This is a genomic window from Nocardia sp. XZ_19_369, assembly GCF_015355715.1.
Lineage (GTDB): Bacteria > Actinomycetota > Actinomycetes > Mycobacteriales > Mycobacteriaceae > Nocardia.
This window is the reverse complement of sequence record NZ_JACVED010000014.1, coordinates 42,962-57,346: the sequence shown is the minus strand read 5'-3', so window position 1 is coordinate 57,346 and position 14,385 is coordinate 42,962. Positions and strand designations below refer to the sequence as shown.

14 protein-coding genes are annotated in these 14,385 nt (G+C 66.3%); 8 read left to right on the top strand and 6 right to left on the bottom strand.

Annotated elements, in window-relative coordinates; translation table 11 throughout:
* The first annotated feature begins 349 nt into the window (after positions 1-349).
* Entirely contained in the window at positions 350-1,465 is a 1,116-nt protein-coding gene (locus IBX18_RS39335; RefSeq protein WP_228542505.1) for a hypothetical protein, read from the top strand.
* Between the two features lie 164 nt (positions 1,466-1,629).
* Here IBX18_RS39335 and IBX18_RS39330 read toward each other — a convergent pair whose 3' ends face one another.
* From IBX18_RS39330 to IBX18_RS39305, 6 genes are all read right to left on the bottom strand, one after another.
* The gene (locus IBX18_RS39330; RefSeq protein ID WP_194838492.1) at positions 1,630-1,953 is read right to left on the bottom strand and encodes a hypothetical protein; all 324 of its coding nucleotides are present in this window, start codon (positions 1,951-1,953) and stop codon (positions 1,630-1,632) included.
* Between the two features lie 140 nt (positions 1,954-2,093).
* Positions 2,094-3,578, bottom strand: coding sequence for a hypothetical protein (locus IBX18_RS39325; protein ID WP_194838491.1), 1,485 nt, complete (start codon positions 3,576-3,578; stop codon positions 2,094-2,096).
* 81 nt (positions 3,579-3,659) lie between these two features.
* A complete protein-coding gene (locus IBX18_RS39320) occupies positions 3,660-4,637 on the bottom strand; it encodes a hypothetical protein (protein ID WP_194838490.1) in 978 nt (325 codons plus the stop codon).
* Between the two features lie 23 nt (positions 4,638-4,660).
* Positions 4,661-6,412: a zeta toxin family protein gene (locus IBX18_RS39315; protein ID WP_194838489.1), complete on the bottom strand. Its 1,752-nt coding sequence runs from the start codon at positions 6,410-6,412 to the stop codon at positions 4,661-4,663.
* Complete coding sequence (locus tag IBX18_RS39310) at positions 6,409-6,648, bottom strand: hypothetical protein (protein WP_194838488.1); 240 nt, start codon at positions 6,646-6,648, stop codon at positions 6,409-6,411. Before IBX18_RS39310 ends, IBX18_RS39315 begins: the two co-directional genes overlap by 4 nt.
* A gap of 417 nt (positions 6,649-7,065) precedes the next feature.
* A complete protein-coding gene (locus tag IBX18_RS39305; protein WP_228542504.1) occupies positions 7,066-7,926 on the bottom strand; it encodes a helix-turn-helix domain-containing protein in 861 nt (286 codons plus the stop codon).
* Positions 7,927-9,195: 1,269 nt separating this feature from the next.
* Between IBX18_RS39305 and IBX18_RS39300 the strand changes: the two genes are divergently transcribed.
* The 7 genes from IBX18_RS39300 to IBX18_RS39270 all read left to right on the top strand — a co-directional run bounded on the left by IBX18_RS39300 (position 9,196) and on the right by IBX18_RS39270 (position 14,359).
* Positions 9,196-9,480, top strand: a complete 285-nt coding sequence (locus IBX18_RS39300; RefSeq protein WP_194838486.1) for a hypothetical protein — start codon at positions 9,196-9,198, stop codon at positions 9,478-9,480.
* A gap of 86 nt (positions 9,481-9,566) precedes the next feature.
* Entirely contained in the window at positions 9,567-10,736 is a 1,170-nt protein-coding gene (locus IBX18_RS39295; protein WP_194838485.1) for a hypothetical protein, read from the top strand.
* A gap of 188 nt (positions 10,737-10,924) precedes the next feature.
* Complete coding sequence (locus tag IBX18_RS39290) at positions 10,925-11,614, top strand: hypothetical protein (RefSeq protein WP_194838484.1); 690 nt, start codon at positions 10,925-10,927, stop codon at positions 11,612-11,614.
* Positions 11,611-13,116 carry a cutinase family protein gene (locus IBX18_RS39285; protein WP_194838483.1) on the top strand — a complete coding sequence of 502 codons (1,506 nt, stop codon included), beginning with the start codon at positions 11,611-11,613 and terminating at the stop codon, positions 13,114-13,116. The genes IBX18_RS39290 and IBX18_RS39285 overlap by 4 nt, the downstream gene beginning before the upstream one ends.
* 37 nt (positions 13,117-13,153) lie before the next feature.
* Positions 13,154-13,774 carry a DUF6668 family protein gene (locus tag IBX18_RS39280; RefSeq protein WP_194838482.1) on the top strand — a complete coding sequence of 207 codons (621 nt, stop codon included), beginning with the start codon at positions 13,154-13,156 and terminating at the stop codon, positions 13,772-13,774.
* Between the two features lie 124 nt (positions 13,775-13,898).
* Positions 13,899-14,093 (top strand): hypothetical protein, encoded by a 195-nt coding sequence (locus tag IBX18_RS39275; protein ID WP_194838481.1) that lies wholly within the window; start codon positions 13,899-13,901, stop codon positions 14,091-14,093.
* A 50-nt stretch (positions 14,094-14,143) separates the two neighbouring features.
* The gene (locus IBX18_RS39270; RefSeq protein WP_228542503.1) at positions 14,144-14,359 is read left to right on the top strand and encodes a hypothetical protein; all 216 of its coding nucleotides are present in this window, start codon (positions 14,144-14,146) and stop codon (positions 14,357-14,359) included.
* Positions 14,360-14,385 lie beyond the last annotated feature (26 nt).

Below are 14,385 nucleotides of genomic sequence, written 5' to 3'. Positions count from 1 at the left end.
TTGCGACGCGAGAAATGTAACGGGCCTCATATCGCATCTCCGACCAAAGAGTTCTGCGATATGAGACCCTGACCCGAAAAGTGAGGATTACATGGAATCCGGTACGGGTCGCGCTGAGCCTAGCGCGCCATCCACCTCGATCGCACGCCGTGCGGCGATCAAAACACGTCAACCCGCCGGGTCGTGCTGCCCGCTGCTGCTGTTCAACGCAGACCCCGGCGACGCCTGGCTCGAGATGATCGACTCGATACAGGGATTCTCCGCCGAGCCGAGTGTCGGCCAGATGTACTGGCTCGACGTAGGAGAGGAACGCGACGGCGAAGACCTACCCCCTGCCAGCGACCGGTGCTTGCTGCTCGATCACGACGGAAGCTGGGACGACATCACCGACCGGGTCCGCCAGCTACGCGACTACGCGATCGCCGAGGTGGCCGCCGGGAGCTCCCCGCCGGTGCTGGTGATCAACTCGATCTCCCAGCTGTCCGACATCACCCGAGCAGGCGCGGCGGCGCACATGCTGTGCAGCGACGCAGCAGCAGAGATCCATGCCGCCGATCCCCATGCCGGTGTCAAACCTGAAGGTGGTCACTGGAACCAAGCCAACGCCCGCTGGAAGTACCTGATGGGGCTGCTGATGGAGTTTCCGGGAATCGTGCTGGCCACCTCCCGCGCGGACACCTTCTCCGGTGTGGAAGAGGAGACCACGGCCTTCCGTGCGCTGTATCGGCGACCAGATCTGCCCAATCAGTTGCTGTTCCAGGTCAGCGCCTGCGTGCACCTGCGAAGCGGAGAGAACCCTCTGCTGGTCGTTGCCAAGAACCAGCGCCTGCGCGGTGAGTTGCCGCGTGAGCTTCCAGGGATGACAATCGCCAGCTTGATCTACGAGCATCTCGAGATCGACCCCGCTGCCGTGGCGACCCGCGTCTTGCGTGTTCCGGTAGAGGCAATGCAGGTTCAGCTGTTCACCGCAGCGAACCTGGAACAACTACGGGTCATGTTCGAGGAGTTCGTGGCTCGCCTCGGTCGTGAAGACCCCACGCTGCTAACGGCCTACACGCGACGCCGCCAGCATCTGCGCATCGAGCTGGCAGCCCATCAGCTACGCGACGCTGCAACCATCCCGATCCTCGAAGGCCGATACATCGAAGTCGCCGACGAGGTCGGCAAGGACAAGCCAATAGTCAACCGCGCCTACGACCAACGGCGGCATATCCTGCTCAAGCGGTTGGCTCGGCGGCTGGACACGGCGGCAAACCTGGAGGAACTCAAGAGCCTGTACAACGAAATCGTGGCTGAGGTCGGCGAAAAGCTGCCAGAAATAAACCGCGCCGCCAACGCACGACGGATGAAACTGGAGTCATCGAACTCGGCCAGCCATCCCAGCGCCAGTGCCGATCCCGAGAACGTAGAACCACCAGCCGCCGTGGCAGACACCGGCAAGGTCGCCGTCACCCACGCCGCCTAGCAGTGCCCGCCCGCTCGGCGCACGGGCACACGCCCGGCGTCGAGCGGGCCCGCACACGGACAGGCCATCGGCACGGTCATCAACGCGAGGCCCTCGAGCGAGTTCGTCACAGTGACGGATCGCACGAGGGTCCTTGGCCGCTGAAATGTCAACGCGTCCAGTCGTTATCCGAACTTGTTGCCCGGTAATCGGGCCGCGCGAGCCTCCGCGGCACCTGATGCGGCCAGCGGATCCAGCGTCGCGCTGGACACCGTGCCGGGACGGGCTGGCTGCCGATCGTCGACCAATATGATGCTGCCAAATCCCATCAGGGCGGCGCGCTCTCTTACGATCTCGACCTCGTCGTCGTTGCGGCCGGTAACGGTCATGTGCACCCGCGCATCAGCAAGGCTATGGCCCTTTTGTAAGAGATCGGAGGCAGTCTGTGCCAGGACTGCATCGGTAGCGTCGGCGAAGCTCTGACCAGGTGCAAAATTCTGGTAGCCCACGGCAGCGCACCCTATCCCAGGGAGTACCGGTGCTCGGTAGAGCCTTGCCTGTGCTGCTCATGTGGCGCGATTCGTGTGAGGTGATGTTGTGCCGATTCTTCGCAAGCTGCCAGACCGTCAGCCGCGATCGGCGCTGTGCTTCACACGCCAGCGCCGACGGCGGCGTCCGGCGCGGGAGCGGGATCGCTTGCATCAGATCGTATTTCGTTATCGGCTCGCCGGGCCGTGTCGGCGACGGATGTGGTGAGGGGTGGGCGGGACATCAGGACCGGATCGAGATCGTTCGCGGTGGGTGAGCTGGTAGTGGATTCGGCGGTGGCTAGCGTCTGCTCGTCTTCCCACTGTCGGTAGCTGCCGTCGTCGAGCATGAGCTGGCGTGGATCGCGATCGAATCGAGTTCTCTGGCAGGCATCCTTGAGGATCGCATTGGTGATGATCATGGCGCGATCGGCCAGCTGCCAGTCGACGCCACTGATCCGTTCGCTCAGTGCGGCGGTGATGTTGCTGGTGGTCGACAGATCCGTGAACGGACGCTCGCGTAGTTCTGTGACCCATTCGACCAACGAGGCGCTGCGCTGCTCGGTGCTGAGTTGTGTTGCCGGGGTGTCTATTTCGGGGCTCAGAGGTTTCGTGTGCGGCGAGACCTCGGTGGTTTGCTGTTGGCGGTTTCCGTCGCCGATCACCGAAGCGGACACGTTCTCGATCTTGGTGGTGAGTTGAGCGGTCGCGTCAGCGACGGTGGTGCGCATTCTCGACATTCCATTGCTCATGCTCTGGCGTAGCTGATCGACGCGGTACCGCACGACGTCCATGGCCAATTTGCGATCCGGTAAGAAAACCGGGCGGCTCCGGTCGTAGGGGATATGCAACACCATCCGTGCCCGTGCTTGATCCTGCGCGGTCAATCCGGCCATGGACGAGATCTCCTGGGCGATCTCTTCGCGTTCTTCAACCAGGAAACCGGGAAGCTCGATGTCCTGCGCTGCCGGCACGAACGGGACGGCCACCTCGGCTGCGGGTTGCACGTCAGGAGCGGACGAGGCCTCGGTGGTGCCCGGCGCGGCACTACCGCCTTCGCCGGAGGGACTGAACTCGTTGTGCTCGGTCGGCCCGGCGTCCGGGTCGTAATTGTTGCTGGACATGTTCTGGTAGAGCCGGTCACGCTCGGAGATCTGATATGCGGCGACCTTGTCATGAAAGCGCCGGATGCGTCCTTGAACACGAGAACGGGCCTCGAACCGTTGAAAAGCTCCGGCATGTTGGTTGAGGTCCTTGCGGCGGTCGTGCTCGCGCAGAAGGCGATTGATCGTCCTGCGTACGCTGCGCGGCACGACGGTGTGCGGGGGCAGGTCAGCGTCGGGATTCTGGGCCAGCCATGCGTCCAACCAGCCATTCGGGTCGGCGTCGGGATGCTTGGCCAGCCACTGTGTGCGCCACTCCAGGTCCTGGTCGGCGTTCTCGGCGAACCATGTCCGGCGCCACTGATCGAGGATCTGATGGATGCGGTCGGCGACGGCGGTCCCGTCGGGATTGTTGGCCCGCCATTGGTCCAGAATCCTGCTTCGCGGACTCGGTTCCACGTCCTGGGATGGTTCAACGCCGTTAGGTGCGGTGGTGTCGGGCATGGTGGTTGGTCCTCGCGTTCTTCTCCGGATATCCGGAGATCTGTGGTCGGTCACGGTGCGGCAGTGCGGGTGTGGTGGGTGTTAGACGCTGGCGTCGACCACGACTTCGGCGGCGGCGGCTGATTCGGGACCAGGCGGAAGGGGAGGATCACTGGCCGAACCTGTCGTCGGTGCCGCGGTCAGCGTTCGCGGCCGCGCGAGCAAGATCGCCGGATCCAATCGGTGCTCCTCCGATGGAGCGGTTTTGCGGCCGACAGGGCCGCCGTCGGACTCTGAGGCATCACGCAGGTACGGGCGCGCCTCATGCCACATTTCGAACCTGTGGGCGAAGATGATCAGCGCGCGAGGGTTGGCGTCGAATCGGACGCCGCGCCAGGCGTCAGTGACCACCGCAGCCGCAACAGCGCGCGCACGCTCGGTTTCAGCTGGGTCCAGGACACCGCTGCTGAGGTGTTCCTGGAGTCGGTCAACGGCGCCGGTCTGGGTGAACACCGCGCCGGGTAGGTCGTCGCACAACCGCAATAGCGCTTCCCGCGAAATATTCTGTCCGAGTGCGGATTTAGGGTCGGCCGGACGTGCTGGTCGCTCGCCGCTCGGAACGATCTGGGCTAACTGCCGTGACGGCGCGGTATCCGACGGGGACCGTGGCTGGTTGTGCGGGGCCTGAGTGCGGTCGCGCCTAGCGGCGATGGTGTCTTTGAGGTTCTGCCACACCGAGGGCTTGAAGACGGGCCGATCGGGGCCGGTGAGGTTTCGAGCGCGAGTCAACGCCTCCAGCGCCTGGGCGCGGTCACGATCGGACAGTTTGACGATGCGGATATCTCGCCCGATGTCGGCGTGCAGGCGGTCGAGCCATTCCTGGGCTGCGACGCTGTCCTGGTCGGAAGTCGCTGCGGCGGCTCGGACCTGGTCGCGGTAATTGGTGATGAGGTTGCTGACATATGCGCGGGTGGCATTGGGCCCGGTCGCTGCGGTGCGTCGCCCGCGCAGGACGGCGTCGGCGGGGTCCGCCTGAGTGAACTGGAACTCTGGTGCTGGATTGGCGTCGGTATCGGCCATGATCTCGTTCCTTCGACGGTGGACTATGGGCTGGCGGCGGGCCCGGCCTCGTCGACGACCGCGCCCGGCGGCGCCGGGTGGGTGTCGGCGGCGGGAGACCCGGAGCGGATGGTGTTGCGCTGGCGGATGTGGCCGCGTGAGGCGGCATGGATGTCCCCGTTGCCGGCTTGCGGTGCTGGTGCAGGGCCGAACAGTCGCTGTAGCTGCAGGGGACCGAGCACCTGCGCGACACCTGGTGCGAGCTGGTCGATCCAGGCGGGGTCGCCACGGTGGTAGGCGCGCGCCAGCTCGTCGATGCGAGGGCGGCGCTGTGGTGTGGTGGCGTCGTGGATTCTGCGACCCAGGACTGTCTGGTAGTTCTCGTTGCGCCGTCGGTCAGCCAGATCGGTGGGGTCGGTGATTCGGCAGGACACGGTTCGGCTGCTCGGATAGTTCTCGGTGAAGCCAGGATCGATTTCCGGGCGTGCGATCACTCTGACGGTGATGTTGGATGCGTCGAGCCCGCTGGCGCGCAGGGCCGCCTGCCACATCCGACGACGTTCGTCGCTGGTGAGCCGTGGCGTGGCCGCGTCGTGCTGGCATTGGCCGTAGAACTCGATCAGATCATCGGGCGGCCGTACTTTGGTGCCGGCGGGGCACAGCGATCCATCGATCACTGCGATCTCGACGTGCGCGAACTCCAGCGACAGGCGTTTGACCGCTGCGACATCGGCGGTGGTGACCACCGGAAACTGGTCGAAGACAACGGCTTCCGGACGCGCGAGTGATGCCGCCAGCGGCGAGTACACCGGGGTCGGCAGCCGCACACCGGGCAGCATCGATCGTGCGTCGTCAGCGGCCCACTGCAATGCCTGTTTCCACTCCGGGCGCATTCTCGACGCCAGATCGGTGTACAGGTGCAGGTAGGCTTCGCGGTCGGTGTCGCTGCACGGCAGCGACCGCGCGAGTTCGACGACCTGGCGGGTCGCCACCCACCGGTTCCGGCCCTCGGGATCACAGTCATCTGGACCCCATTCGCCGGTGACGAGACGGTGCCGTCGTGCGATGACGCCAGGAAAGTGCCGGAACTGGCGCAGGCTGCCCGGGGCCGGTGTGGACCAGGGCTTCTCGACGGGAACGGCTTTGCGGCGGTACACACCGAGAACGCCGATCCGCGGGTCGGCATCGAGCCAGTCGACCACCGAGCCGAGATGCTGGTAACTGGATTCGTGGATGGCGCGGTCGGGCGCGGGCTCCCAGTCGTTGCCGAACTGCTCGTAGCTGTACTGAAAGCTCGCCAACCAACCCAGCCAACTCTCGGCCGAAGGCACCGCCATCACCGCCGCTTCCACGCGATATGCGGTGTCGGCCAAGGGGACCAGGATGGTGTCGAGTTCGGAGCGGCTAGCGAACTCGTGGACGACGACGAGGTTCGCGCGCCGTCGAGCGGCTTCGGTCACGGTCATCGCCAGCCAGCGCGCGACATCCACAGCCACCATCTGCTCGGCCATCAGTGGGCCGTAGTCCTCGGTGAGGCTGTAGTGGTTGGGATGGAAACGGGTGAACTGGTCGGAGTCGATGACCACGGGCCGGGCACCGTCGGGCGGTTCTTCATCGGAAATCGTGGCGGCGACCGCGGCTTGTCCGGCGCCGCGTTGCCCGACGACCAGGGTCGTGATCGGCTCGGATTGCGGGAGGCTTCGCTGGAACAAGCGGCCGGCGATCTGGGTGCGGAAGATCAGATCGGCGCTGCGGGGCGAGAGCACGTGGTCGCGGTAGCCACCGGAGCTGGTCATCGTCGGCCCAGTGCCTTCAGCACGGCGGCGTCGGCGGCTAGCACATAGGCCACCGCGTGGTCGTCGCGCGGGTTCAGTGTCGTCAGCCGTTGCGTCCACTCATCGAGCAGGGCGGCCCAATGCGTATCGGCGACAGCGCGTGAGCTTGCGTAGCCGATCAGCGTTGCCAGGATGCGGCAGGCCGAGTCGAACTTCGCCGATGCCTGCAGGCTGATGGTGTGAGGGTGGGGATCCATCGTCCTCCGGGTCCTGCTGTAGCGGATGCGGGATAGGGGAGGGGCACCGGCAACGAAACGGCTCCACCGGAGCCAGGTTCGTTTGCAGTGGCCCCTCACGCGCGGTCCGCACCACGCATTGCTTGGGCCCGATATCACCGAATCCCTATGCAGCAGCGGACATGTGCGAGGTGCGGGCTGCCGAATCGGGTCGTGACCAGATCCAGGGCGCGGGGGTCACGGCTGGTGAAATGATCGAGTTATCGCCGATACCAGCATTCGCGACTTCTGTGCGCCCGGGCAATGGGTCCATGCCACACCTCGCGTGCGGGTAGTGGTGAGCTCACCTGGTCGGCGTGACGGGCCAGCACGGTCCGATCATTACGACCATGGTGAAAGGCGTTGTGGCACAGACCTATCCGCCCGACATTCACGAAGTCACGCGGCGGCTGCGGGCATCACATGAGTGGGGCTCAGAATCAACAGCTCCCATGTTCCCCGCGGTGCGGGGCGGTAGGTGGTGGTGATGTGGGACATCCACCGAGTGCGGGTGGGATCGAGGAAAGTGAACTCGGTGTTGTTGACGTCCTCAACGGTGGCGTCGGTCATCCACATCGCGTGGAACTCCGAGGCACGGCTACACGAGGCGACCAGGGCGTCGAGATGGTCGGGGGGCACCACTCCCGGCGAGAGCACCTGCAGCTGATTGACCATGACGTGGGTGACTCGGTACCAGTCTCGTATGACCTTGCGGGCCACCGGAGATATCAGCATCCACTCGATGAGATTGGCCGGGCGTGCAGCCGTCGGTGGCGCCGGAACCAAACCGGGCAACGCGCGGCGGAAAGCGGCGTTGGCGGCGATGATGTCATGGGTGGGCAGGCGCCGGTAGCAGGCCGGGGCCGGAAGCAGTTCGAGCTGGCGAAGCTCAGCGGTCGACGGGGCGATCCGGCGCATCCCGGATGCCAGCTCCAGCTGCAGCTCGAACAGCGCTGGCTGCGATAGCGACAGGATCTTTTCCCGGTAGAAGTCGTTGGCGGGCAGCGCGTCGAACCAGTGCTTGAGCTTGTCCAGCGTGGGCAGCCGCTCCCCGGACTCCCATTTTTCCAATGTCGAGGCAGTGAGGAAGGATTTAGGTGCGAGCTTGTCGCGGGAAATATTCGCACGTTCGCGGCATTGGCGCATCGTTTTTCCCAGCATCGCCATTCTCTGCGGCGTGACAACTAATGCACTATGGTCCCCCGGCACAGACTTCTCCTTTTCCTCAGCTGATACTGATCCGCTTCCGATACCATTCAAACCCGCCTCTTCGTCTAGCCGTAGTTCATCTGACAACGCTGCGTCGCGGACCTATTACCAACAGGCGAGATGGTCAACTCGGAAAGATCGTTGCCGGTACGTTAAACCGCCCGGATCGAATAAGGACATCAACAAGTTGTTGAATGCCCTGGTCTGTCAATAAATGGAGGCTGTAGACAGCTCAGAAACACGATCGGTGTCAACTCGGGTGCGCCGGACAGATCCTGTTGCACACGATGTGCACGAGTTAGGTCTTCCTGACCAGCGGATGAGCCGGTAGGATTGCCTACGTCGGCAACTCGACCCCGGAGTTGACCGCTCGGCAGCCCGCCCCGTTCCACTGCCCAAGACGGCGGCGGGCCGCCATTTTCCCCTCCACGATGGCCGCGCCGACGAATTCTTCGGCGCGGCCATCGTCATGTCAGCACATTCATTCCCCGTGAATCCCTGCGCCACGCTGATCGCTGTGTCATGCCATATAAGACGGTGCAACGTCAAGATGGCCCACAGGCAGTGTGGAATGCGGTTGACCATGCCCGCATTGGCCGTGAGACTCCTACTCGATATCGCCGGAAACCGACGGAACAGGCCCCAACCATCCATATCGGGGCGCCGGTAGATATCTGGAGTAATCGCTGGAACAACGTCCAGCGGATCACAACGAGGGGGAGTTTTGCATTTCCGCCATGACGGTCAGCGTGTGCAGGTACGCCCGCACACGCGCGAACCCGTTGTGCCGGGATGCGATCCCACCTCGCCGCGTTCTACAGCGATTGCGCCGCCGGAGCGGGGTGGCCGCACACTCCCCGCCCCGGCGGCAGCTCCGACACCACTGCACCCCATGACAACGGCGCATACGCCGTGCTGGTCAGGGGTGGCCACAGACCGGTGTGCGACCGACGCACACCACATTGGAAAGGATTCCGACCCTCATGGGCAACATTCTGAGCTTCCTCAACACCGGATCGGCGATTGCCGCCAACCTCTTCTCGGCGATCAACAGCATCGTCTACTCGGTTCTGCCGTTCCTGCCGCACTGAGCACGTGGCGTCGGTTCGGGTGCGGCGCGGCACCCGAACCGACCCGCACGGGCGGCCCCACCGCAACGACTGATCCCGGCCCCGAGCACGCCGACGGCGAGATCGCTGTTCGTCATCCATCGCGCTGGCCCCTCACCTGCGGCCGGATCTCGACACCGCGCAGCGGCCGCACTGGTGACCTCGTCGCCACCGTCACCACGCGTCAACCTCAACTCGACGGAGGCTCGACATGAGCACACGGACTGATACGCCGCCCCGCCCAGCGCTGGCGCCGCAACTGACACAAGTCATCAGCGAGGCACTGCGTGCCCAAGCCGACGCCGGTGGGTCAGGCGCACCCTTCGTCGGACCGGCACACCCCCAGCACATCCAGCTCGCGGGCCGGTTCGACCTCGAAGCCCTCGCCGCCGACATCATCGCCGCCGGTTGGCCAGCACGACCAGACCTGATCAATCCACGAGACACGTTGTGCGGCACACAGACCCACAGCTACGCCAGCGCAGATCGCTCATGACCGACACCCGCGCCACCCGCTGTGCGGATCGGCCTACTCACCCCGGGCCGGCGACCCGGAGTCCATAACGCCGACTAGGAGAAACCGTGTCGATCAACAACTCCCGCCGCCAACGGCTGCGCCTGCTCACGGTCGCGGTGGCGATGGCCGTACCGGTCGCCATCGCTGGCACCGCGACAGCCGCTGAACCGCCACAACCGGGCGTCAGCCCGCAGGCAGCACCCGGCCAGCCAGGGGTGAGCCCCGGAGGGGGCACCCAGCCAGGGGTGACACCTGCCCCGGCCCCGCTACCTCCCGACGCGGGGACCCCGCTCGCCGCGGCGTTGGGTGATCCGCCGCCGCCTCGCCCCGACCGGCCGATGCCCGACTTCTGGCCCGACAAACGGCCGCCCGCTACCGCCCAGCCCGCGGTCTACGCCAACACCGAACCCGAAGACAGCGTGGAAGAAGCGCCGGTGGAGGAAGCGCCTGCCGAGCCCGCACCGCCACCGCCACCGCGAGAGGTTGTGCTGCACCTGGGTGCCGAAAGCCACCCCCGCCCTGACTGGGCGCCACCGAGCCTGGTCGAGGAATGGAACCAGTGGAACGACTGGGGCGTCTACCAAATCGCTCTCGCCGCTGACGCCGCTGGTATGCCCCGCGACAAAGCCGACCGCCAAGCCCAAATCACCGCTGCCGGTGCCGTCGCCGGTGGCATCGCCGGTGCCGACATCGGAACGTTCGTCGCCGGACTACCCGGCTGCTTCGGGGGCATGGTCGTCGGCGGACTCGCTGGCGCGGCACTCGCAGCCCCCGCCCCCATCTTCCTCCCGCTCAGCGCCACGGTCGGCGCAACCGTCGGCTGCATGGCCGGTGGCGTTCTGCTCGGTACGCCCGCCGCGATCGCTGGCGCGGCCGCAGGCGCCACGGTCGGCGGCGCGCTGGCTTGGGCAGCAGGGTCCGGGGACAGCGACCGCCCGGCACCACCGCCGCAGGCCCTGCAACCGCCTCCCGAGCCTGCCCCGATCGAGGACACGGTCCCGGACGCCGCGGCACCCGCTCCTGCGGAGGATTCCGCTACCGCTGAGGACTCCGAATGCCAGGGCCCCCAGCAGGTCGCCGCACCGGTCGAGCAGGTCGCCGCACCGATGCCGGATCCGCAGGCCGTCCAGCCCTCGCCCATCGAGGCGCTGGTGTCGAACGTGGTCACCACCGCACACGCGATGTGGGCGCAACTGACCGCACCAGCAGTGCCCCAGAACATCGTTGAGGGCTAGGTCATGGGTCGGGACAGGCAGGCGGCCAGCATCATCACCGCGCTGAGCGCCGCCCACGCGCGATACGACTCGGCTCACGGCACGCACCCGTCTGACCGGCCTGAAACCTGCCCTCACGACCCGCTTTCCGTGCTGGCCGCAGTCGGGGGAGCCGACACCGCCAGAGCCCCAGACGAGGTGGCCACCGCATGAGCGATGACTGGTTCGACGATCCCACCGACCCGCCAGCGCCGTCGCTGTCGGTGGTGTCGAGCGGGGATGACGAGGACTGGTTCACCGCCAGCCCCGTCGACCCAGCGCCGCAGACGGGCGCACCCCCGCCCGCCCGCCTGCGGCGCCGGCCCCGTCTGCGCGCACCATCGATCGCATTCGCCGCCGCGGTCACAACGGTGGCTGGCGCGGCTATCGCGCTCGCACTCGTCCTGGTCCCCACCGACACCCCACCGGCCGCTTCGCTGTCTCCCGCCGTGGCCGCCCCACCGCCGGTATCGACCTCCACCACACCGTGGTGTGCCGATCTCGCTGGCGGGGAACCGATTTCGGTGACCTCCCCTGATCGCGGCATGGCCGCGATCGCCGCGTTCGAGCAGGCATATTACGGCCGCCGCAATGCCGCCGCAGCCCGCGCGCACGTCGCACCAGATGCGCGCGTCGGCACAGTCGAGGAACTCGCCGCCGGGATCGCCACCGTGCCAGCAGGAACCACCCATTGCGTTCTGGCGCAACAGATCCAGCCAGGCATCTACGCAGTGGACCTGTTCGCCCGTCTGGGCGGAGCCCGCCTGGACCGCTACCCGCAAACCATCACCACCATCGACGCCGCAGACGCCCCCAGTGGCGCCCTGATCACCTCGATTCTGCCCAGGGAGGCCAAGTGAACTCGACCCTCACCGCCCGGATCGCTGGCGCGGCAACAACAGCGGCACTGGCCTGCACCCTGATGACCGCCACCGCAAACGGCCAACAACCAGCACCCGACTGCGCCCCGCTGCATCTGCTGCTCGCCAACAGCACCACCGAATCCACACCCGAGGCAGCCACCGACCGCGATACCGGTTTCGGTGCCCAAATCGCGACTCCGGCACAGCTGGCGGTCAACCGTGAGGGACGAACGCTGCTCTCACGCAGCTACGTGCCGTACTCGGCATCCGAGACCAGACCAAGCGATCCCGCAGCCAACCCCCACAGCCAGGCAGTGAGTTCCGGGATCGGCAACGCCACCAAACTCCTCACCGACCAGGCCCAGAAATGCCCCAACCAGAAGATGTTCCTGGTCGGATACAGCCAAGGCGCACAAATCATGACCAGCCTCGCCTCCGACATCGCCGCCGGCAAGGGCCCGATACCCGCCGACCGAGTGGCCGGGGTGGCGGTGTTCTCCAGCCCCATCAGAGCGGCGGGTTCGCCGGTCTTCCCCGGTGGTCAAAGCTCCCCGGCGAAAGTTCCCGGCGCAGCCGGATCCTCGGTGGCCCACATACGAATCGGCACAGCAGCCCCGCCCCGCGGCGGCGGAATCGCCCCCACCAAATCCGCTGTCAGCCTCGGAGGGTTGGCAGCGCGCACCGCGTCGTTCTGCTCCCACGGCGATCTGGCGTGTGACACACCCGCCGACGCCGCCCTCGCACGCGTGGTGGGCGGGATCGCCAGCCAATCCACCACCGATAGCACCGACCCGATCGGCATCCTGACCAGCGTCGGCAGCGCGGTGGGCCAGTCGATCCTCTACACCGGGGCGAAGTTCATCACCGACAGCGTCTCGTTCAACTCCTCCACCGGACGCGTCGAGGTCCGTGCCGCGGGACCGACGGTGATGGACCGCCTCGTCGAAGCCAGCAACCCCAATGTGCCCAAAGACGGTGTCGGGGAAGCGATCAAAGCCTTGACCAAGATCGCCGGAATGGGCATCAGCGCTGTCATCAGCGTCGCCAAGGACGTCTTGTCCCCGTCCTCGATCGGCCAAATCGCCGCCGCCGGGCTGGCCGGTCCCGAAGCGGCACTGGCGATGTTGGGCACCAAAGTCGCTGGCGCGGCAGTGAAGCTCGTTTCCCCGGTCACGGTCGAGAACACCGTGAAGCTGGCCTTCCGCGAGCTCGAGAAGGGCGTGGTCGACAACGCCGGGCTGGTGTCCATCGCGCTGGACACCAACTACTGGAACACCACCCAGCAGCACACCTCCTACTTCAACACTCCCATCGGCGCCAACGGGCAAACCCCGGTGCAGCTGACCGCCGAATGGATCGCCGCCGCCGCCGAAGACCTCACAGGAGCCCCGGCCAAGCCCACCACCACCCCCGCCGTCAAACCCAGCACCGGACCACTGCTGGCCTCACCCGATCAGCAGGTGATCCCCGCAGCCCAAATCCTGGCCGGACGCCCCTGAGCCCCACCGGGATACGAGCACAGAAAGGACGCCGTCGATGGCCGCAGCGCCTATCGCCCGTGAAGGCGGCACATCACATGATGTGCCCGCCGGGCTGAAGCTGCCCTCGGCCACCGAGCAGGCACCCATCTGGTCCAAGCCACTCACCGAAGGCTCTCCCGCCCCCGCGTTCTGGCTATTGGGTGCACACGGCGGCGCCGGAGTCAGCACCCTGGCCCGCACCTGGGCACCCGCGGCAGATGCCCAACGCGGCTGGCCCGCCGCCGACCGATACCCGCATGTCGTCATCGTCGCGCGCACCCACCGCGCGGGCCTCGGCGCGGCCCACGTGCTGCTGCGCCAAGCCGCAGGCGGATTGACCGGCGCCGCAACCCTTCTCGGGCTGGTGACCATCGCTGACGCCGACGGGATATTGCCCGCCACGCTGCGCCGTCAACGCGATCTGGTCGAAGAGCTCGCACCGCAGGCGTGGCGCATCCCCTACCTGGAGATCTACCGCCGCCTCTCGGTCGACCAGATGCCCCGATGGTCACCCCGCGACCAGCCCCCGGACCGCAAACGGTTCTCCCGCACGGACCCCGACACCGTCCACCCCGACCTCGCCGAAGTCGGAGCAGCGATCTTCCACGCCGCCCGCACCGCGACCACCAACCGATAAGAGGCACACCATGCTGCATGCGTTATCGACCACCTACTACGCGACCTCGGTCGCTGTTCTAGGACAGGGCGTCGGAACCCCCGCTCCGGCAGAACCCCCAGGCGGGGGAAAAGTAAACCTGATCTTGTCGTGGCTGATCTGGGGTGCCGTGATCGCCACGATCGCCGGATTCATCGTTGCCGCGGCAATGCTGGCCTGGCAGCGCAGCCAAGGCGGCGGCGGCGACGCTCAGGGCAAACTGGTCGGAGCCATGATCGCGGCCGCCTTGATCGCCATGGCGGGAACGATCATCAACACCGTGTTCCTGGCACCGGCATAGTGCTACTCACGCAAGGTCCGCCGACCGACAAACAGCAGCTACCCAGCCAGGTGTGGGAGCCACTGCTGCAGGTCTTTTCGTGGTTCCTGTGGTTCGGCATCGTCTTCTCGACCGGAGCGTTCGTCGCCACGATCGCCTCGCTGGTACATCAGCGCCGCTCCGCATCCTCCACTCACCTGCTCGAGGAATCCACTCTGCTGCGCATCCTCGTCGGCGTCGCCGTGCTCGGCTCCTCGATGGGCATCGCCAAAGCCCTGATGTCGTGAACCCGAACCGAAAGGGGGACAGCACT